This is a genomic window from Clostridium sp. 1001283B150210_160208_E6, from assembly GCF_015669365.1.
GTDB classification, from domain to species: Bacteria; Bacillota; Clostridia; order Clostridiales; family Clostridiaceae; genus Clostridium; species Clostridium paraputrificum.
The window spans coordinates 6,493-28,763 of the sequence record NZ_JADPAA010000008.1 but is presented as its reverse complement, the minus strand read 5'-3'; the positions used below and the strand labels follow the sequence as shown (position 1 = coordinate 28,763).

Genomic DNA, 22,271 nt, shown 5'->3' with positions numbered 1-22,271 from the left:
TTCTTAACTTCTTAAAAATATATAAATATATATTTTTAATCTTTAATTTAGAAATTCTATTTTAACTAATAAGAGCTGTACTAAAATTCGTACAGCTCTTATTATTATTCAACATTGAATCCTGAATCTTCTATACAACTTTTAATTTTTGATTCATTAGCTTCATCACTATAAATAACTTCTACAGTGCCTCTTGCCATATCAACACAAACGTTTTGAACCCCTTCTACTTTATCTAGAGCATTCTTAAGCTGTGTTTTACTTGTTGAATTAACTAAATTATTTACTTCATAGTGAACTCTATTCATAACTATTTCTCCTTTTCACAAGTTAACATTAATAGTATGTTCAAGTTCACATTTTTATATTAAATAACTTCTTCTGAAGCTTCTTTTTTCTTATATTTGTAGTGTAATAGTTCATGAGCTTTTCCATGACCTGGTTGTCCCATATACTCATCATACATTTTCATTAAAGCAACATTTTCATGTGACTTTCTCTTCTTCGCACTCTTATCTTGATTATAAAGAACAGATGCTCTTACTGATTTAATATCAACTTTTTCTCTCTCTAAATTATTAACATGAGGTTGTCCACCACCATTTACGCATCCACCTGGACATGTCATAACTTCTATAAAGTGATATTCCTTGCTATTCATTCTTCCACTTTCAATAAATTCAAATAAGTTGGCAGAACCATTAATTACTGCAACATTATAGTCTTCTCCACCTATATTTACAGAAGCTTCTTTAATTCCATTTAATCCTCTTACTTCTGTATAATCTAAGTTTTCTATTTCCTTCTTTTCAACAAATTCTTTTGCAGTTCTTATAGCAGCTTCCATTACCCCACCAGTAGCTCCAAATATAGCTCCTGCTCCAGTATATTCTCCCATTGCAGGATCTGCCTCACTATCTTCTAGCTTAGCAAAAGCAATTTTCTTTTCCTTTATAAGTTTAGCTAACTCTCTCGTAGTTAAAACTGCATCTATATTTCTTAATCCATCAAATTCCATATCTTCTCTATCTGCTTCAAACTTCTTAGCTGTACATGGCATAATTGTTACTGTAAATATTTTTTCTGGAGCTATTCCAGTTATATGAGGATAGTATGTCTTACTTGCTGTACCAAAAATTTGTTGAGGCGACTTAGCAGAAGATAAATTTTCTAATAACTCTGGATAATAATTTTCCACTTGTCTTACCCAGCCTGGACAACATGATGTAAACATAGGGAATGGACCTTTTTTCTCTATTCTTTCTAAAAGCTCAGTAGCTTCTTCCATAATAGTCATATCGGCGCCAAAATTTATATCAAATATTTTATCAAATCCTAATTCTCTTAATGCAGTATATAACTTACCAGTTACATCAACTCCATAGCCCATATTAAATAGTTCTCCCATTGCTGTTCTTACAGCAGGAGCCATAGCTACTATTACATGTTTTTCTGGATCTTCTAAAGCTTCTTTTACTCTATCAATATGAGTTTTTTCTGATAAAGCGCCAACTGGACAAGCAGCTACACATTGACCACATAATAAACAATTTGTTTCATCAAAACATTTTTGCTCTTCTGGAGTAACTATTCTTTTACCATTAACATTTACTAACTTAATAGAGCTTGTACCTGTTTTTTCAGTACATGCTGCTGCACATCTTCCACATAAAATACATTTTGATCTATCTATTGTTATAGACTTACTTCTAACATCAACATACTCTTCTTTATCTTCTACAACAAAAGGAGTAGTTGCTTTAGCTTTAGTTTTTATAACTAACTTTAATAATTCACAATTTTCTCTTCTAGGACAAGGACCGCACTTAAATTCATGCTTATTAAGTATTGTTGAAACTCTTGCTTTTACTCTTTCTTGAACCTTTTCTGTATCAGTTCTTACAACCATTCCATCTTCAACTTTTGTTAAACAAGCTAAAGCCAGATTATTTTTCCCTTCAATTTCAACTGCGCATACACCACATTTACCAACATTACCGCATTCCTTTAAGTAGCATAAAGTAGGTATGTCAATTCCATTTTCTCTTGCAACTTCTAATACTGTTTTACCTTCCGTTGCTTTGCACACCTTATCATTGATTATGATATTCTTCATCCTGTACCTCCATAAATTTCTTCTTATAAATCAAAATTCTATTTTCTTCCTCTAGTTTATCATATAAATTTGAAAAACCTGTAATTTTCAGACAATTCGTTAATTTTTTATCAAACTGTTCATCACCTTTATTTTAACGCTAAAAAAGAATTAGTTCAATGTGAATTAAAGCCAATGTTGTTGAAGTATACTTTTCATAAGAATATAATTGAATTTTTATAAATAACTTCATTTTTCTTTCTTTAATAGTATTATAAATTTTGTTTACAATAAAACTATGTGGTAAACTTTAATTTAGAATAGAATATTTTAATATTTGCGTGAGGTAATATATGATAAAAATTTACGATAGAAAAAAAGATTCTTATGAGATAGAAAAAGTAGCTGGATCAAAATATATAAAGTGGTGTTATGAATCGCCTATTGGCAAAAGCCTTACAGAATTAATGATAAAAAAGAAACTAGTGTCAAAGATATACGGAAAATACTGTGATACAAAACTTAGTAAAAAGAAAATCCCTAAATTCATAAAAGACTTTGATATAGATATTGATATGGCTATTAAAAAACCTAATGATTTTTCATCATTCAATGATTTCTTCATTAGAGAACTTAATACCAATTCAAGACCTATAGATATGAATTCAGATATTTTAGTATCTCCAGGAGATGGAAGGCTTTTTGCTTATGAAAATATCTCTATGAATAAGCTTGTACAAGTAAAAGGAATTACTTATAGTCTCTCTGAATTAATAGGAGATAGTAAGGTAGCCTACCAATATGAAGGTGGTACTTGTTTGGTGTTAAGACTTTGTCCTACAGATTATCATAGATTTCATTTTATTGATAATGGTATACCTAAAGAAAGTCACTTTATTGATGGCTCTTACTATTCTGTAAATCCTACAGCCTTAGAAAGAATTCCAAAGTTATACTGCCAAAATAAAAGAGAATGGTCAATTTTTGAATCTGAAAATTTTGGGGATATTATTCATATAGAAGTTGGTGCAACTTGTGTTGGTACAATAATTCAAACTTATGAACCTGGTAAAAAGGTCCTTAAAGGTCAAGAAAAAGGATATTTTAAATTTGGTGGTTCAACAACAATACTATTCTTCAAAAAGGATATGATTGAAATTGATGAAGATATCCTTGCTCAAACTGACTTTGGTTTTGAATGTAAAGTTCAATTAGGTGAAAAAATAGGACATAAAAAGAAGACAGATTAAACTGTCTTCTTTTTTATCAAGTCTATTAATACCTTCTTAAATATATCTATATTTTTATCTAAAATAACTATGTTAATATTCATTTCTTTTGCTCTATCTAATACAGTCTTTTTTACAGGCTGCTTTGTAGCAACCAATATTTTTATAGCATTTCTTCCCCCTAACCTTTCACTATAAACCTGTAGTTCATTTAAGGCATCTTCATCATACTTATCACTATCTTTGCATGATATACATATTAAAACTGAATCTCTTATAGCTACAACATCTAATTCATTACGTACTCTTTTTAAGTCATCACCCCAATAAAATGTTAAGCCGCTTTTTACCTCATCAATATCTTCAATACTTTGAACTACTAGTGTAGTTAATACTTCTAACCAAGTACCACTCTTAAATATAAATCCCTTTAAATAATCATTTTTAAATACTACTTCAATATTGTCCTTATCTTCCATAAACTCAATTTCATTCTTTTCTTTTAAATAATTCAATATACTATAAATTAATTTAAACTCTTCATTTTCTACAAGACACTTATTTATGTTTATCCTTGAAGTATCTTTGTAATCATGTTTAAAAATATTATTATCATATAACTTCTGTTTATATTTATGCCATATATCTAAATTACTTAATATTGCTTTTGTAAACTCTTGAATATCGCTTTTTTCTGCCAAACTAGTAGAATCTAATGTTATATTAGCTCCAGACAGATGTATAGCATCAGATATACTTATATCCTCTAAAGGTTGCTCTATTATTCTATACTCCTTATCAAAAATGTATCTTCTCTTTTTCAATAAATCTACATAAACACACTGTAAATTTAATTCAATTGCTATTTTTAACATTATTAAAGATGTTATTCTATTACCACCTGTAAGATTAATTATTATCTCTTCTTCTTTGTATTTTGAAATTATATTTTTAAGATTATCATAATTATCTTCCTCTATTAACTCATCAATTACTTCTATTCTATTTAAATCTAAATACAATTCTTTAAATTTATCTAATTTCTTTTTTTCTTTATTTCTATATAGCATTACTACAGATTTTATTTTATATTTTTGAGCTAATAAAATTCCAACTTCATTATGTTCATCTAATTGGTTAATAAGCAAATTAAATTTCATCAAACTATCTTCCTTCTCATTATTCTCCATTTTAATTTAACCAATTAGCCATTTTTTAATCCATATATTAGACTTCTAATTCTACCTTTAAGTTACCTACAAATTGTTCAAACGAAATATTTCTAAAAAATTAAAAAAGGTATGAAAATGTAATAATGCCTTTGATTTATAGCTAATTAAAATTTTATACTTTCCTAGATATAAAAAAAGAGAGTCTTAAAAAAGACTCTCTTAATGGCAGGGCGTACAGGAATCGAACCCATAATCTACCGTCCGTAGCGGTATGTTATATCCGTTTAACTAACACCCCATATAATATAAATAACAAAATTATATTATCATAAAGGCTGAAATATATCAAGACTAATTAATGGTAATTATTTAAAGGTATATATCTGAAAACTCTATTTCTAACATTTCTACTTTATCTCTTTTAAATAAATCATTATAATTCTTTTTTCCATCCACTAATGTTATAGGTAAAGATACAGTAAATTTTGAGCCCTTTCCTTCAATACTTTCTAACTTTACATCTCCATTATGCAATCTAGTTAGATAGTGAACCAAATCTAATCCAATTCCACTTCCTTTATACTCATTTTCCTTATTTAATGTAGATTGCTTAAATCTATTAAATATAAGTTCTTGCTCAACTTTAGGTATCCCTGGACCATGATCTTCTACTGATATATTTACTGTATTATTATTTTTTATAATATTAACTAATATATCAGAATTACTTGGAGCAAATTTTATGGCATTCGATAATAAATTCATAACTATTCTATCTATTGCATTAGGATCTGCCGCTACTACACATTCTTCCACATTAGTATCAAATACCATTTGTATATTCTTACATTGTGAATACTTTTCTATAGAATCAACTATATTCTCTACAACACATACTATATCTATATTCTTTTTATTTAATTCATAATATTGATTCTCTAATTTTGTAGTATCTATTAGGTTATCAATTAATTTAATTATCTTTAGGCTATTTCTTTTTATTATTTCATTATATTCTTCTTTTTTATCTTCAGACTTAGTGTATTTAAAACATTGAAGTATACTTAATATTACATTTATAGGGCTTCTTAAATCATGTGATATATTTAATAGAAAATCTTCTTGTAATTTAATTTTCCCATTAAGCTCATTAATTTTTTCTACCAACTCTTCTTTAGTCATGTTATTTATAGAAATATTCTCTGTCATATTAATCCCCTTCATTATACAATTAAATTATATCTCGCATTTTTTCCATATATTTGAAATTATATATACATATTATCACATTCAAATCATTAAGACAATTTATTTTTGTAAAAAAAAGGGAATAAATATTGTAAAAATAGAGGGATTTCTCCCTCTAAACTAATTTATATTGAATTTTGTACTACTACCTTCTGCAGATACACTTATTTCTAATTGAGCTTCTATTCTTTCTCTTAATTCTGGTACATGCGATATTATTCCAACTAGTCTTCCACTTCTTTGTAGCTCTAATAATGTATTTATTGCATTTTCTAAGGATTCAGGATCTAATGTTCCAAAACCTTCATCTATAAACATAGTATCTAATGATATTCCCCCTGCATTGGCTTGAACTACATCAGATAACCCTAGCGCTAATGATAATGAGGCCTTAAAACTTTCACCTCCAGATAAAGTCTTAACATGTCTGCTTTTGCCTGTGTAATTATCATATACTTCTAGTTCTAACCCTTGCTGCGATGTTCCTTTTCCCTTATCTTCTTTTCTTTTTAATATAAATCTATCGTTAGTCATTTTGGATAATCTTATATTAGCTGAATCTATTATTTCTTGGAAGTATGATGCTAAAACAAACCTTTCAAATGTAATATATGGACTCTTTTTACCATTTGCTAGATTTGATAATTCACCTATTACTTTATATTCCTCTTCTTTATATGAAATTAACTTTTCTACATTCTTTATTTCTTTTAATATTGCTGAATTATTATTAATTAGGGAATAAACTTCTTTTATGTTTTGATCTACTTCTTTCAAATTAGCCTGTTTGCTGCTTATCTCACAATCTAATTCTTCTAAATTTACAAATTTAAGGTTCTCTGTCTTTTTTATTAAATCTTTTTCTCTATCCTTTAAAGATTTTATATCTTCCTTATAAGAATTAATTTCTAGGGTATAAGAATCTATTAATGAAATATACTTTTTAGAATCTTCATATTCCTCATAGTCAATAAAGTTTAACTCTTTCAGCTTAGTATCTATACTAGTTTTAATATCTTTTATATCATTGGTTAACTCATCTATTGATTTTCCTAATTCTTTTATCTTTGATTGCTCTGAAGTTAACTTATTATTAAGGCTATTTTTTAACTCTCTTGCATAATCTAAACTCTTTATTAATGTATTTAAATACTCTTCAAGACTAACTATTTTTTTATTTAATAAGTTTAACGACCTTAATTCTTCTGGAACTTCCTTCTCTATATTATTTAAAGTCTCTTCTTCAGCTCTTAATTCACCAAATAAATTTGTATATTCATTACTTAACTTATTTAAAGTATCCTCTTTATCATTAAGTAACTTTTCTATATCTGATAATCTTAATTCAAGTTTTTCCTTTTTACTTATTTCTTTTTCTAGCTCTTCTCTTTGAATTTTTACATTCTTTAATTCATTGCTTAACTCTATTCCTTTAATTTTTATTTCTTCAAATGAATTTTCATTAAATATCTCACTACAATTAATTTCATTAGATAATTCTTTTAACCTAGGAGTTATAGCATCACTTATTACTACATCAACTGATTGCTTCACCTTGGCCATTTCCATTAGAACCTTATTATATTCATCTTGTTTTTTCTCATATATATTTTTAATACTCTTTAATTCCTCTTCAGTAGGTATATTATCCATCCTTTTTGCTGGACTAGGATGTTCTAAAGAGCCGCATACAGGACAAGGAGTATCTTTCTTTAAGTTAAGAGCTAATATTCCTGCCTGCTCCTTCATGTATATTTCTTCTTTTCTTTCGTACTCTTCTTTTTGGTTCTTATAGGAAACTTCAATTCCCTCAAATGTTACTGCAATTTCTCTATGTTTCTTTTTCTCTTCATAAAATCTAGCTATATTCTTGTAAACTTCTCTAACCTTAATAATTAACTCATTCTTTTCCTTCTCAATACCTTCTAACTTAATCCTATCTTTTTCTAACTCATTAATAACTTTTAATCTCTCAGTAACTTCTTCCTTTTCTTTTTTTAGCCCTTTTATTAATCTATTTTCTTCTTCTGCTTTCAACTTATTTAAGTCTATATTTCTATTAAGTATCTTTATCTTACTTTTTTTATCTTCAATACTTTTAACCTTTGATTCCTTTTCCCTAAGAACACTTATCTCTTCTCTAATTTTAGTTCTTTCTTCTTCTTTTTCTTCTTGAGCTTTTAAGTTTTCCTCTGCCTTGCTTAATTCATCCTTTACTCTATTTAAAATATTTTTACTATATTCTACTTCTTCCTCTTTTTGCTTTTTGCTTCTTTCCCTAGAAGATAAATTATCTTGTATATATATTATTTCCTTAGCATTAATAGCTCTTTTTAAAATAACTTCTTTTCTATCTATTTCACTCTTTCTCAAAAGCATCTCATTAATTTTTTCAGATATACTTTCTTTTTCTTTCAATAAGTCATTATTATTTTTTGATTTTATCCTTCCTTCCTGTAAAATTAATATTTCCTTGGAAATATCGTTATACCTTTTTTCTAATTCTTTATATGACAAAGTATCCTGTTCTATTATTAAATCTATCTTATTTATTAAAGAATCAAATTCTATAAAATCATCGATATTTATAACTTCTTTACTTTTTATGTTTTTAACATTCGTTCTAACTCTATCTTGTGACTTTTCTAACTCTTTCCTTAATGTGCTAGCCTTATCATTTAATAGTGACTGTATCTTTTCATAGGTATATGTGCTAAAGATCTTTCTAAATATACCTTCACGCTCTTTTGAGTCCGCAAGTAATAACCTTTTAAATTCTCCTTGAGGTAACATGACAATTTGCTTGAACTGTTCTTTATTTATTCCCATTAAAACATTTATTTCATTTGTTACATTCATTGCACCAGTCTTTACCTTTCCATCAGGTAACACCAATTCAGCCTCTGCTGAATGATTAGTAAATCCTTCTCCCTTTACCTTGGGCTTTAGTTGTTGAGGAACTCGTCTTATATGATATACTTCACCTCTAAGTTCAAAATCTAGTTCTACATATGTTAATGTATCTTTTTGTGCAAAATCACTTCTTAAAGAGTCATTCTCTCTACTACTTCCACTTGCCTCTCCAAATAATGCATAGCTAATTGCATCAAAAATAGTTGTTTTTCCTGCACCAGTAGGACCAGTAATTAGAAATATATTCTTTCCGTTCAAAATTTCAAAATCTATTACTTCTTCCTTTGCATAAGGCCCAAATGCAGACATTATTAACTTTATTGGTCTCAATTACTTTCCCCCCTCTCTAAAAACTTCATTTACTACATTTCTTATTACTTCCTTCTTCTCTTCTGTAAATTCGCCGGAACCTAATCTATCATAATATTCTTCAAATAATTCTAATTCAGTTTTGCTTTTATATCCTTTTGATGCAGCTGTAAGGCTTGTTCCTATATCCTTCTTTTCTTCTCTCTTAAGAATCATTATGTTAGGATAAACACTTCTTAGCTTTCCTATAGGATCTATTATCTCGCCTTCATCTGTTAGTATTGCTTGAATGTAATCTTCTCTATTAGAACAATCTTCTAACCCTGCTTTTATTAATTCATCTAATGGTCCCTTTATAATTCTCATATTTCTTTTTGGTCTTAACTCTTCTTGCCTTATGTTAATCTTCTTATTTCCATCAATCTCAATAATAACTACACCTTTTTTATGATTGATCTCTGAAAATGAATATTTCATTAATGACCCTGAATACCTTATTTCTTCTCTTCCAACTTTTTGTCTACCATGTAAGTGACCTAAAGCCACATAGTCGAAACAATCAAAATTATCACTATCAATTAGGTCTGTTCCTCCAATTGATAAAGGCCTTTCAGAATCTGATACTTCTAAATCAGCTAATTCATATAAGTTCTCTCCATCTTTATCTATGTCATCCTTTCTCTTATATGTTACATATCCATGTGTAACTACTATATTTCTTTCATTTTCATTTAAGCTTGGCTTAATCCTATTAATTACTGCTTTCATTGCATCATTATGATTTCTTATTTCAGGGTTATTAAACTTTCTTCTTAATATTGCTGGATCAACATAGGGAATCATATAAAAGTTAACATTACCTTCCTCATCATCTATCCTTATACTTTTTATTTCATCTTCAATTATTCCTTGTATATATAGACCTTCTTTTTCTAATATTTTGCTACCAAAAGAAACTCTCTCTCCACTATCATGATTTCCAGATATAGCTACGATCTTAACCTTATTATCTATTAATATTTTACTAAAAACTTCATTTAGCAAGTCAACGGCTTCTACTGGTGGAATAGATCTATCATAAATATCACCAGCAATAATAAGAACATCTGGTTTTTCAAGATTTATTAATTTAATAAGTTCATTTAAAATATATCTTTGATCATCTATCATTGAAAACTCATTTACTATTTTTCCTATGTGCCAATCACCAGTATGAATTATTTTCATTTTAACTCCTCCAAAATTTATTCTTAACTTAATTATAAAATATAAAAAGGTGGCATAGCCACCTCTTTATTGAATATTCATATTTTCATCAATTTCACTTCTCATATTTCTTAATACTATAAAAGAATAAAGGAAAGTTCCAAGTACCCTTACAGAATCCAAATATACATTAGGAACAATTACATTTAAAATAAGTATTAGTATTGCTGGCAAAGTAGATGTATATATGGCTAAAGAAAATAATTGAGAAAATCTTAGCCCTAATTTAAATATAAAATTAGTTAATAATAACATTGCAGCTATTATTAATGCATCCATAATTAACGTTATAAATGTTTCAAGTATTGTAATTATAGGTATAATTGCATAAATAAATTTACTGCTTAATCTTAGGGTTTCTACGATATTATCATTAGTAATAATCATATCACCTAAAAAATCACTATATTTTGCTTGAGAAAACCCTAACATTACTTCTGAATTTGTAACAATACCATCCTTTAATATAAGTATGTACGAATCTACATGAACTGTTATATTTTTTAATTCCTCAGATTGACTAATATCCTTGTTCTCATCTAAATAAATTAATGTATTTCCATCATCTATTTTTAGTGGTGAGGTAACCAAATCTAAAGTACCATTTTCTATCTTAAACTTATATTTATCATCTTCTAAAGTTTGTATAGCTAAATTTATATCCTTATTTAAACTAAATGTTGTAGTTATACCTTTTATACCACCAACAATAATGCTTAATATTAAAGCATATAATATTGCTTTTCCAACACCTTCTCGTATATAGTTTGGAAACTCTCTTATGTTATATATAGAATTTTTAAATTTCTCAAAAAAGCTTTTATTTTTCATTATATCCTCCATAACCTCAATATTAAGTATAAATACATTCTACATCTTTATTAACACTCAATTCAACTAATATCTATATATCTAATGATTAATATTAATGCTTTTAGTCAATGATTATTATATATCGCTTTATCAAGGAGGATTTTTATGTATAATAATAGCTCGCATTTATTTGTTAATAATAAACGTAATAAATCAAATTTTAAATTATATTCATCTATTCTACTTTTTGTATTAATTATAGTATCTGTAATTATATATGAGTTTTTTAGTTATAAATTATTGGTACGTAACTTTACCTATTATTTTGATGAAAAGAAGTTTTCTAATGCAAATAATATTGTATTAACTACAGAAAACCTTAACCCATTTAAGGCTATCTTATTAGAAAAAGACCTTTCTCAATACTTTAACGATAAATTAGATTATTTATCTGAAGCTATTTCTGATGAGGATATATCTTTAAATGATGCTCTCGACATAACTAAAGAAATATATAGATATAACTTATCTTCTTCAGATAATACTGCACTTTTCACTAGTTCAGATAATAATGACTTTAATAAAGGCGTATCCCTATTTAATTCACAGGAATATGCCAAGGCATATGATTCATTTAATAAAATTAATTCTAGTGACCCTGAATATAAAAATGCTCTATCCTATATGAATAAATGTAAAACAAATATAAAATCTGACTTATTAAATCAAGTTGATGAATTATCTAGTAATCATTATTATACAAAGGCATTGGGTCTAATTGAAGATGTTAATTATATACTAGGAAATGATAATGAAATACTTGATAAAACTAATGAAATAAAAAATAATAGATCTAATTATTTAGCAAAACAAAATGAAACTGAGCAAGCTGCCTCTGCATCTATTATCAACAATATATCAACTTCAAATATAAACGAATTAGTTATTGAAAGCTTGACTCCTTATTTAATTCATGTAGATTTAAATGCTCAAAAAACTTATATTTATAATGGAAATTTAAGAAATTGGAATCTAGATAAGACTTTTACTTGCTCTACAGGTATAAAGGGGGAAGAAACTCCTCAAGGTGTTTATACTATCAAAGAAAAAGGGCAATGGTTCTTCTCTGAGCAATATAACCAAGGGGGGAAGTACTGGGTTCAGTTCTTAGGTGACTACTTATTCCACTCACTTCCTTATAATAAAGAAAAAACAAATATAGTAGATTACACACTAGGAACTCCAGCATCTCATGGATGCATTAGATTAAAGGATGAAGATTCTAAATGGATATATGATAATATTCCAAAGGGTACCAAAGTAATAATTAAATAAAAGCTAGTTAATATTGTTTTTATAAATATTGCATGAGACCATATAATTACTTAAATTTAAAATATCTTAAGCTTAACTTACCTCAATGGATATCTTATAATATTCATTGAGGTAATTTTTTTTAGGAGGAATAATATGAACTTTAATATTCCTAGCAATGTACAATTAATTATAGATACATTTTATAAGAATGGATATGAAGCTTTCATGGTGGGTGGATGCATTCGAGACTTACTTCTTAACAAAACTCCAACAGACTATGATATTGCTACTTCTGCTCCACCAGATATTACACAACAATTATTTTCAAAAACTATTCCTACTGGGATTAAACATGGAACTATTACAATACTTATTAATGAAATACCATATGAAGTTACTACATATAGAACAGAAGGACAGTATATCGATAATAGGCACCCTAATGAAGTAAAATTTGTTACTAATATAAAAGATGATTTGTCTAGAAGAGACTTTACTATAAATGCATTTGCCTATAACTATAAAATTGGTCTATTGGACTATTTTAATGGATTAAATGACTTAAATAGTAAGCTAATAAAATGTGTTGGTAATCCAAATACCCGTTTTAATGAAGATGCTTTAAGAATGCTTAGAGCTATAAGATTTAGTGCTCAATTAAATTTTAATATTGATAAAAAAACTTATTCTAGTATAAAGAACAACTATAAACTTATAAATAACATTAGTAAAGAACGAATTAGGGATGAACTCGAAAAAATCTTGTTATGTTCTAATCCTATTAAAGGATTAAATTATTTAAATGAAACTCAAATTTCTCCACTTATTTTCTCAAATATAGGGGACGTTATTCATTTAAATAAAAACCTATCCCTTTTACCTAAAGATATTTGTATAAGAATTAGTGGACTATTTAAAAATAGTGATCCTGATAAAGTAAAACTATTATTGAAGGAGCTTAGGTTTAGCAATAACGAAATAAATAAAATATGTTTATTTATCAGCAACTATAAGTACCTAAGTAATACTGCCTCTAAAATTGAAATAAAAAACATTATTGCTAATGTTGGTAGAAATAATATTAATAATTTAATTAGTTTATATGAAGTCTTAGAAGAAAAAAAATTAGATATTTTTAAAAAACACTCTAATTATATAATTTCTAATAAAGATGCTCTGTATATAAAAGAACTTAATATAGATGGCTCCATACTAAAAAGTAACCTTCAACTCAACTCTGGGAAAATAATTGGTGAAACTTTAAACCACCTATTAACTCTTGTTATTAATGAAACAATAAATAACGATACTACACTTCTCCTTAAAGAAGCAAAAAAATATATAAAAAAGGAGGCGAACTAGACATTTTCTAGTTCACCTCAACTAATATTTCCTTCTCTAAATAAAATGAATATAAGTAACATTCCTTTATTTTTGTCTTAGTTATTTTTTCTAAAGCTTCTTTATAATACTGAATTTGCATTCTATACTTATTTATTAACTCTTCTTCGTTTCCTTGTTCAACATAGTCAGTCTTATAATCTAAGAGTATAACTTCATTATCCTCATAAAAGAAACTATCAATAACTCCTTGTAACCTAACTTTATCCCCTTCAACATCCTTCGGTAAATCAGGATCTATTCTATGAACATCTATCTCCGTATAGAATGGTAATTCTCTATATACTATATCTCCTCTATTATGTGCACTTAGCATTCTTTCCCCAAGTTTACTAATAAAAAACTTCTTAACCTTATATGGACTTATTACTTTATATTCTTCTTTACTAAGTAGTTCCCTATCAACAAGCTCTTTTAATTGCACTTTTATTTCTTCAATAGTACTTACTCTACTTAAATCTACCTTCTGCATTACAAAGTGCATAGCTGTACCCTTTTCAGCTGCTGTAAGACCTCTTTCTTCTTGTAAGAACTTAGGCTTTATATTGCATATATCTTCTTTAAATAATTCTTCTGTATCTATTACAGGAACCTGTTCAAAATTCTTCTTTTTTAATTCAGAAACTGAGAAGTTACTTTTTATTAATGTAGATTCTCTAAATTTATATCTAAAATCTAATCTTCTTTCTATTTCCTTATCCACAGATGAACAATCAAAATTTATCAACAGGTTCTCTTCATTAATTTCATCCACATCTGAATTTTTTTTATCCACAATCAAATCAGATTTAGTCCATGTTTTTACACTCCATGTGGATAAATCATCTTTTATGCTTATGTCATTTGCTCCAACTAACTCTCTTAAACTTTCCCCATCTCTATGCTTACATATAGCCATACCAATCCAATCTAAATACGACTTACCCTTTAATACCTCTGATGGAAGTATTATATCCCTATCCAAAGCTGCAGCATTGCAACACTTAGTTATCCACTTTTCCAATCCATTAACAGCACCAGTTATGATTAACTTTTCCTTAGCTCTAGTAAACGCAACATAAAGAATTCTCACTTCTTCTGATAATGTTTCAAGCCTTATTCTCTGCTTTATTGCTTCTTTAGGTAAAGTTGGATAGCTTACTCTCTTATCTAAATCAACAAGTTCTGGACCAAATCCCAATTCTTCATGATATAAGATATTATTATTTAAATCCATTAAATTAAATTGCTTTCCTGATCCACACACAAATACTACGGGAAACTCAAGCCCCTTACTTTTGTGTATACTCATTATTCTAACAACATCTTCATTCTCGCCTAAAACTTTAGCACTTCCCATATCCCCTGAAGACTTTCTTAACTTATTGATAAAGTTGATAAAATTAAATAATCCTTTAAAACTTGTTTGTTCATATTGCTTAGCTCTTTGAAAAAGTATTCTTAAATTGGCCTGTCTTAACACTCCATTTGGCATTGCTCCAACATATCCATAATAAGCAGTATCAGTATATAGGTACCATATAAATTCATCTATTGGTGTATATATAGATTTCTTTCTCCATACATTTAATCTCTCTAAGAAAATATTACACTTTTCAATAAGCTCTTTTTCACAATCAAATTCTTCATTTGATATGGATATTATATTCTCATAAAAGTATTTATCTTTATCTACTAATCTAATATTAGTAAGATCTTCAGCTGAAAAACTCATTATAGGTGATCTTAATACAGCTATTAAAGGTATATCCTGCATAGGATTATCTATCACTTTAAGTAAAGACATTATAGTTCTTATCTCTATTGATTCAAAATATCCTGATCCTGTATCAGCGTAAACTGGTATTCCCTCAGCACCAAGTTCATCTAAAAATACTTCTGACCAGTTTTTTGTAGCCCTTAATAGTATAACTATATCCTTGTACGTTACAGGCCTATATTCTCCTGTTACTTTATCTAATACCTTAAATACTTTTCCATCCTTATTACTTAATAACTCTTTTATTCTGTTAGCAACAATTCTAGCCTCTAGGTTTATAGCTCCTAAATCTTCTTCTTCTTCAATTAATATTTCTTCCTCAACCTCTGTTGACTTATCCAATATATTTAATTCTATTTTGCCGCCAACTACATAGTTATCATCTTCTGCGTCCTTATAACTAGCGCCTAAATTCAAAGCTTCTTCATCGGTATACTCTAGCTCACCAACAACCCTAGACATTATCTCTTTAAAGATATAATTTACACCTTTAATTACTTCATCCCTACTTCTAAAGTTTTTATAAAGTTGAATTTTTACGTTTTTTCCTTGTTCTTTTGAATAAGTATTATACTTTTCAAGAAATAATTCTGGCTTTGCCTGTCTAAATCTATATATACTTTGCTTAACATCTCCAACCATAAATACATTTGGGTCATCACTATATTTCCTAGATACTAAATCTATAATTGCTTCCTGAACTGCGTTTGAATCTTGATATTCATCTACTAGTACTTCATCAAAATATTCCTTAAAATTATCAGCAACCCCTGAGTTCTCACTAGTTAATATCTTCAAACATAAATGTTCTAAATCATTAAAATCTAAAGCTCCCCTTTCCTTTTTAGCATTAGAGAACTTATCTTGGAATTCTATCACTAAGTTAGATAGTGTTTTCATATAAGGATATGATGATTTAACTGAATGTAACATTTCATCTGGTGTCATAGAAAATATTTCATCTCTTAACTTATTTATTTTCTTTTTAACGTCATCTCTTATAGCTTTTACTCTACTTTGAACATTCTCATCAGATACATTGGCTTTCCTTACAGTTTTTAATTTTGAAAAACTAGCTGAAGATAATCTATTATATATCTCCACTACTCCGGCACCTAAATGTTCATAAATCATCTGTAGCATTGTTATATCATCTCTAAAGGTATCTATATAAGGTTCCAGGCCACTAGTTTCTTCACATAGCTCTAAGGCCTTTTCCTCCATACTAATCAACCCTTGTAACTCAATAACTAAGTTTTCTATAAATACCTTCATCCATGAACTCTTATCTAGGTCTTCAATAGTACCTATATTAAATTCTTCACTCTTATCTCTTAACCATCTTTGAGGCCATGGTCCACTCATTGAGAATTTATATAAATCTAATACTATATCTTTTAACTTATCATCACTTTTTGAATCACTATACGCTTCTACTAAATCTAAAAACTCTTTATCATCATTTTCATATTTATCTTCAAATAATTCCTCTAATACTTCACTTCTTAATAACATTCCTTCTGTTTCATCTAATATTCTAAAGGCAGGGTCTAAATCAATTATATGAAAGTTATTTTTTATAACTTCTAAACAAAAAGAATGCATTGTAGTTATATTAGCTCTACTTAATAATGTAAGTTGCTTTTGAAGGTTCTTTGAATTTGGACTTTTCTCTAATGCTTTTGTTATAGCTGATGCTATTCTTTCCCTCATCTCTGATGCAGCTGCACTAGTAAATGTAACAACTAATAATCTATCTATGTCTACTGGACTCTCTTCATTTGTTATAATTCTTATTATTCTTTCAACTAATACAGCTGTTTTCCCTGAACCGGCTGCTGCTGCTATTAATAAGTTGCACCTTCTTGTCTCTATCGCCTTAAGCTGTTCTTCTGTCCACTTAGTTTCCCCCATCCTCTGAACCTCCTTTAACCTTTTCTATCATATCATTCCATATTTCTTTATCATCCTTCTTTAAAACAAGTTTATATTTATTGTCTTTTATACTCGTATCAAATTGACATATAGCTGAATAGTCACAGTAATCACAATAAGAAGTTCTTTGATTCTTACATGGTTCTATTCTTATTTTGCCACTTAACATATCCTCACATAACTCAATCATCTTAAAATTAACGTATTCTCTTAATATGTTAAATTGCTCTTCAGTAATTACTGAACTATTTGAAGAAAAGTCTCCATCCTTTTTAAATGTTGCTGGTATTACTAATGAATATGTCTCCATATCGTTATCCATTGCTTTTACTAATTCAGCATCCTTTAAAAGCAATCCATTCATCTTTAGCTTATCTAATACTTGTTTTCTTATCTCCTCATCCTGAAGCTCTGACTTACTTTTTATAATAGGGTCATCAATTTTAAAATATAATATTGCCCCTGGCATAGCTTGAGTATGAAGTATATATTCTGAATTCTTAAGAATCGCATCTAAATAAACTAATAACTGAATTTGTAATCCATAATATAATTCATTTAAATCAAACTTCTTAGAACCTGATTTATAATCTATTACTCTTATATAAGTGTTTCCATGAAGATCTAAACTATCTATTCTATCTATTCTTCCAGTAAGATATACCTCTTCTCCTGAAGGTAGTTCTAGCTTAATTAGGGCTCCATCTCTTAAATTACCAAACTGAAATTCATTACTAAATATCTCAAATTGTCCTTTTCTCATTTGTTCAGCTAAAACTGATACAGACTTTGCTATAACTCTTTTAAATCTATTAGTAAAATACTTATATTTTTTACTACTATTAAGTATAGAATTACTATCTTCAATCAGCTTTTTTTCTATTAAATCAGATACTATACTCCTACATCTTTCAGAGTTTAATTCTGACCAAGATATTCTTTCTCTCTTAACCTTATTAGTGAACTCATCTAAAATTTCATGCATAAAAGAACCCAAATCTGGAGCTGAAAATTCATATACTTTTCTATCCCTAGCTTTAAGACCATATTTTATAAAATATGAAAATGGACATTCTGCATAATTTTCTAATCTTGAAACACTAAATAGTAATCTACCATCTTTTATGCTATATAACTTCTTAAGTTTTTCTCTAGCTACTACCTCTCCATCATTAGAATATTTTAACCCTTCAAGTATATTTCCTGACTTATTATAAAACTCTTCCTTATCTTTATACCAACAATATACATCCTTCCAATAATCCTCTACATCTTCACTCTCGTAATTTCTTCTTAAGGCTAATATTAATTCATTAAAGGTTGGTATTGGAGCAGTAACCTTACTATACTTATCTGATTTTTCCTTTAAATTAAATAAATCACTTTCTTCTATTAGCTTAGGAAAAATTCTCTTTAATCTTGGTATTACAATAGATGCCCTCAATGACTTTCCTTCAAAGTCAGCCATAGGATAACTTATCATTAAGTAATCACTAGCTAATGTCAATGCAGTGTATACCATATACTGTTCTTCAAAAACTTTAGCTCTGGTACTTGATGATAACTCTATCCCATTTTCTTTAAGTAGATCCCTATCCCTATCAGATAAAATCCCCTCATCTTTATTTGCTGCTGGTAGTATCCCGTCATTAACTCCAACTATAAATAGTACTTTTACATTTCTACCCTTTATTCTTGCTATATCTCCTATATTTACTTGATCTAATGCTATTGGTATTATACCTATCTCCTTATTTTGAAAGCCTGCATTTAAAACCTTATAGAATTCATTTATTGTAATTAAATCCTCTCCTATAACATCAACTGCCTGATCTAATATATCTATCACTATCTCTGATACCTGTTGGTACTCCATAACATTACCTTGCATACCATTCTCATCAAATTCACTTATCCATTCTTCTATCCTATTAAAACAGTCTAATTCAACTAAGAACTCGTAAATAGCAGTACATATTGCTTTTACACTCTTATTACCTCTTATTTTAGAATGTAGGTTAAGTAATGGTTCTCTAACCTTAATCATAACTTTTATAGGATCTATTTCATCATTATCTTCCTCTGATATACTCAATTCATTTGTCCACTTAAATCCTTTTATCCCATTAGCAAGCACATAGTTTTCTAAAATATCTATTTCATGTCTATCTATGTTAACTAAACCACTCTTCAGATATTTAAATACACTTTCATATGACCAATTTCTGATCATCACTTCTATTGATGATAGTATAAGAATTATTAATGGATTGCTTAATATATCAATCTTTTTATCTAAGAAAAATGGTATATCATATTCATTAAATATAACTGTAGCTATTTTTTCATAGTCATCTATATTTCTACACACAACCGAAATATCTCTAAATCTATATCCTTTATCTCTTACAAACCTTAATATTTCCTTTGCTACATTCTCAACTTCATCATAAGAATTATTTGCTTTATACAAACGTATAGTATTTACATCTTGCTTATAACTTTTAAATGGATATGTAAAGAAATACTTTTCTAGATGCTTTAACTCATCATTATCTTTAAATCTATTATTTTTATTATTATTTAAATTTACTGGCTGCTCATATCCTATATGCTCATTTCTCATCATGTTAAGTATTCTTAATTCTGTTGTTTTTAAAGGATTAAATATATCAGTTACTTCACTGCTATCACCACTGATAACTTCATCCATGCAAAGAGCTATATTTACCCCCTTACATTTCTTAGCTAATACCTTTATTACTTCCATCTGCTGAGGAGTAAATGTTGTAAATTCATCTATCCATATCTCTGCATTATCATATAAACCACAATTATTTAACTTATTTGCTAAGTATGTTAACTCATCATCAGTATCAACTAAGTTTTCTGAAATACTTAGATCAAATTTCTCAAATATATTAGCTAAATCTGTTAACTTCCATTGTAACTCCTCATCATCTATTTTAGTTATTCCTTCTCTTAATACACTGGGAGTAACATTATACTTCTTAAATTCGGTTATAGTATCTGATATTATATCTGTAAATCCCTGCTCTTTTGAAATCCTATTAAAATATTGAAGATTTTCTTCACTTTCTTGCAATATTTTATGAATAAGCATGCTCTTTCCGGCATCTCTCATTCTATCATGAACCCTTCCACCACATTCCTCGAAAACCCTTTGAGCCATAGTTTTAAAGCTTAAAACTTGGGCTCTCAATAAACCTTCTTCTCCTACATCTTTTAATAACATAGTTTCTCTTTGAAATGTATATTGTTCAGGTACTAAGTAAATTAATCTATTACCATTATTATCATTTATCCTATTCTTTATTGAATTTAAACAATATGTACTTTTTCCGCTTCCTGCTCTACCATAAATAAATCTTATTCCCATACTTTTTACTCCTATAAGAATTTAATCTCTTCTTTTAATACTTTCCCTATATTTCTATTTTATAAGTATTATAAATATAAAAAAAGAGTATCTTTGGTAGATACTCTAATTAACTTCTTCTAAATCAATACCATACTCATTTTTATACGCTTCTTTTAATGATTTAACTTGCTCATCAGTACTTATTTTTAAATCATATATTGCCTTCGAAAGCTTGGCCATAGGTTCGGTATTAATAGATTTAGTATAAACAGATAATGAATATGGTCTTTCTGAATATACTATTCCTGTATCATGTGTATATTCATTATAACTTCCTATTTTATGAGCTACTACCTCATAAGGTAGATACTTATCTAACCTATCATGAAAGATAGTATTTTTCATGTATCCTATTATAGTGTCATAAAGTGGATTATTATCTGGATTATCATATAATCTCTTTAATATTATTCCTTGTTGCTTTGCTGTTAAATTATTTATTTCATCATTTCTAGGCTCACCAGTTATTTTTAACACATAGGAGCATATTGGTTCACAAGTCTTTTTTAACATCTGAGTAGCTATATTATCAGAATAAGTTATAGCTAATTCCATAAGCTTAGAAACCTCTACCTCTGTTTTATCAGCAACCACGTAATCTTGAAGTATTCCAGTTCCTCCCTCATATTCTTCAGATGTATAAAGTACTGTATCAGTACCTTTTAATTCTCCTCGTTGTATTGTATCTGCAACATTCATAACAAGTGCTACTTTAATTGTACTTGCTGCAGTAAAATATTTATTTTCATTGTAAGCTATAGCTTGTCCACTTATTAAATCCTCATAATAAACTCCATAATTATCTGATCCTTTTACCATGTTATTTATAGCTTCCTCTATAGCCTTATTTTCATTATCATATATTCCTTTAATTTGTTCATTTAACTCCATTATTTTTTCATTCTTAATTTTTAATTTTTCTCGTTCAGCTGCCTTTGTTGTAATTACATTAGATACCCCAATAAGTCCAACACTAGAAATTAGGATAACCATTATAGTTACTATAAACATCTGCTTTCTCTTAACATTATTCCTTATTTCTCTCTTCATTTTATCCCCCAATCGTTTATAACCACATTATAAATTGTAACATATATAATATTATTAACAAATAGAGTTTGTTACTTTTTGTAATATTTTAAATAAAAAAGCATCTAACAAAAGTTAGATGCTTTTTGGCGGAGAATCCGGGATTTGAACCCGGGCGCCAGTTGCCCAGCCTACGCCCTTAGCAGGGGCGCCTCTTCAGCCACTTGAGTAATTCTCCATGTGCCTTCTAAATAAAAAAATATAGTGGCGGAGAGACAGGGATTCGAACCCTGGGTACCCGTGAAGGTACGCCGGTTTTCAAGACCGGTGCCTTAAACCAACT

Annotated in this window: 13 protein-coding genes and 2 tRNA genes; 3 read left to right on the top strand and 12 right to left on the bottom strand. The window is 28.2% G+C overall.

Annotated elements, in window-relative coordinates; genetic code table 11:
* Nucleotides 1–104 precede the first annotated feature (104 nt).
* Complete coding sequence (locus I4V16_RS09915; RefSeq protein WP_099329197.1) at nt 105–308, bottom strand: heavy metal-associated domain-containing protein; 204 nt, start codon at nt 306–308, stop codon at nt 105–107.
* Between the two features lie 59 nt (nt 309–367).
* Nucleotides 368–2,116, bottom strand: a complete 1,749-nt coding sequence (locus I4V16_RS09910) for a ferredoxin hydrogenase (protein WP_099329196.1) — start codon at nt 2,114–2,116, stop codon at nt 368–370.
* 332 nt (nt 2,117–2,448) lie between these two features.
* Here I4V16_RS09910 and I4V16_RS09905 point away from each other — a divergent pair, with 332 nt between their 5' ends.
* Nucleotides 2,449–3,345, top strand: a complete 897-nt coding sequence (locus I4V16_RS09905; protein WP_049177347.1) for a phosphatidylserine decarboxylase — start codon at nt 2,449–2,451, stop codon at nt 3,343–3,345.
* Here I4V16_RS09905 and I4V16_RS09900 read toward each other — a convergent pair.
* The 6 genes from I4V16_RS09900 to I4V16_RS09875 form a co-directional block, all read right to left on the bottom strand.
* On the bottom strand, nt 3,342–4,484 hold the full coding sequence (locus tag I4V16_RS09900; RefSeq protein ID WP_180269501.1) for a DUF1887 family CARF protein: 1,143 nt from the start codon (nt 4,482–4,484) through the stop codon (nt 3,342–3,344). The genes I4V16_RS09905 and I4V16_RS09900 overlap by 4 nt on opposite strands.
* Nucleotides 4,485–4,719: 235 nt before the next feature.
* Nucleotides 4,720–4,794, bottom strand: a tRNA-Arg gene (locus tag I4V16_RS09895).
* 71 nt (nt 4,795–4,865) lie between these two features.
* Nucleotides 4,866–5,705, bottom strand: coding sequence for a HAMP domain-containing sensor histidine kinase (locus tag I4V16_RS09890; protein ID WP_242974231.1), 840 nt, complete (start codon nt 5,703–5,705; stop codon nt 4,866–4,868).
* 159 nt (nt 5,706–5,864) lie between these two features.
* Nucleotides 5,865–8,987, bottom strand: coding sequence for an AAA family ATPase (locus tag I4V16_RS09885; protein ID WP_099329193.1), 3,123 nt, complete (start codon nt 8,985–8,987; stop codon nt 5,865–5,867).
* Nucleotides 8,988–10,193, bottom strand: a complete 1,206-nt coding sequence (locus I4V16_RS09880; RefSeq protein WP_111937731.1) for an exonuclease SbcCD subunit D — start codon at nt 10,191–10,193, stop codon at nt 8,988–8,990.
* A 66-nt stretch (nt 10,194–10,259) separates the two neighbouring features.
* Nucleotides 10,260–11,063, bottom strand: a complete 804-nt coding sequence (locus I4V16_RS09875; RefSeq protein ID WP_161954454.1) for a DUF1189 domain-containing protein — start codon at nt 11,061–11,063, stop codon at nt 10,260–10,262.
* Between the two features lie 147 nt (nt 11,064–11,210).
* On the opposite strand from I4V16_RS09875, the gene I4V16_RS09870 reads away from it, so the two are divergent.
* Entirely contained in the window at nt 11,211–12,380 is a 1,170-nt protein-coding gene (locus I4V16_RS09870) for a L,D-transpeptidase (RefSeq protein WP_099329190.1), read from the top strand.
* Between the two features lie 135 nt (nt 12,381–12,515).
* Nucleotides 12,516–13,724: a CCA tRNA nucleotidyltransferase gene (locus tag I4V16_RS09865; protein ID WP_099329189.1), complete on the top strand. Its 1,209-nt coding sequence runs from the start codon at nt 12,516–12,518 to the stop codon at nt 13,722–13,724.
* Between the two features lie 7 nt (nt 13,725–13,731).
* Here I4V16_RS09865 and addA read toward each other — a convergent pair whose 3' ends face one another.
* The 4 genes from addA to I4V16_RS09845 all read right to left on the bottom strand — a co-directional run bounded on the left by addA (nt 13,732) and on the right by I4V16_RS09845 (nt 22,166).
* Nucleotides 13,732–17,436 carry a helicase-exonuclease AddAB subunit AddA gene (addA, locus tag I4V16_RS09860; RefSeq protein ID WP_195966669.1) on the bottom strand — a complete coding sequence of 1,235 codons (3,705 nt, stop codon included), beginning with the start codon at nt 17,434–17,436 and terminating at the stop codon, nt 13,732–13,734.
* Complete coding sequence (addB, locus tag I4V16_RS09855; RefSeq protein ID WP_195966668.1) at nt 17,423–20,857, bottom strand: helicase-exonuclease AddAB subunit AddB; 3,435 nt, start codon at nt 20,855–20,857, stop codon at nt 17,423–17,425. Before addB ends, addA begins: the two co-directional genes overlap by 14 nt.
* Before the next feature lie 105 nt (nt 20,858–20,962).
* The gene (locus I4V16_RS09850; RefSeq protein WP_099329186.1) at nt 20,963–21,949 is read right to left on the bottom strand and encodes a serine hydrolase; all 987 of its coding nucleotides are present in this window, start codon (nt 21,947–21,949) and stop codon (nt 20,963–20,965) included.
* Nucleotides 21,950–22,075: 126 nt separating this feature from the next.
* Nucleotides 22,076–22,166: transfer RNA gene (locus I4V16_RS09845), tRNA-Ser, on the bottom strand.
* Nucleotides 22,167–22,271: the final 105 nt, after the last annotated feature.

Excerpts from the sequence above, each read along its gene's own strand:
- I4V16_RS09875 (WP_161954454.1), bottom strand. The coding sequence starts at position 11,063 with ATGAAAAATAAAAGCTTTTTTGAGAAATTTAAAAATTCTATATATAAC.
- I4V16_RS09850 (WP_099329186.1), bottom strand. The coding sequence starts at position 21,949 with ATGAAGAGAGAAATAAGGAATAATGTTAAGAGAAAGCAGATGTTTATA.
- I4V16_RS09890 (WP_242974231.1), bottom strand. The coding sequence starts at position 5,705 with ATGACAGAGAATATTTCTATAAATAACATGACTAAAGAAGAGTTGGTA.
- I4V16_RS09905 (WP_049177347.1), top strand. The coding sequence starts at position 2,449 with ATGATAAAAATTTACGATAGAAAAAAAGATTCTTATGAGATAGAAAAA.
- addB (WP_195966668.1), bottom strand. The coding sequence starts at position 20,857 with ATGGGAATAAGATTTATTTATGGTAGAGCAGGAAGCGGAAAAAGTACA.
- I4V16_RS09870 (WP_099329190.1), top strand. The coding sequence starts at position 11,211 with ATGTATAATAATAGCTCGCATTTATTTGTTAATAATAAACGTAATAAA.
- I4V16_RS09865 (WP_099329189.1), top strand. The coding sequence starts at position 12,516 with ATGAACTTTAATATTCCTAGCAATGTACAATTAATTATAGATACATTT.
- I4V16_RS09915 (WP_099329197.1), bottom strand. The coding sequence starts at position 308 with ATGAATAGAGTTCACTATGAAGTAAATAATTTAGTTAATTCAACAAGT.
- addA (WP_195966669.1), bottom strand. The coding sequence starts at position 17,436 with ATGGGGGAAACTAAGTGGACAGAAGAACAGCTTAAGGCGATAGAGACA.
- I4V16_RS09900 (WP_180269501.1), bottom strand. The coding sequence starts at position 4,484 with ATGAAATTTAATTTGCTTATTAACCAATTAGATGAACATAATGAAGTT.
- I4V16_RS09880 (WP_111937731.1), bottom strand. The coding sequence starts at position 10,193 with ATGAAAATAATTCATACTGGTGATTGGCACATAGGAAAAATAGTAAAT.
- I4V16_RS09910 (WP_099329196.1), bottom strand. The coding sequence starts at position 2,116 with ATGAAGAATATCATAATCAATGATAAGGTGTGCAAAGCAACGGAAGGT.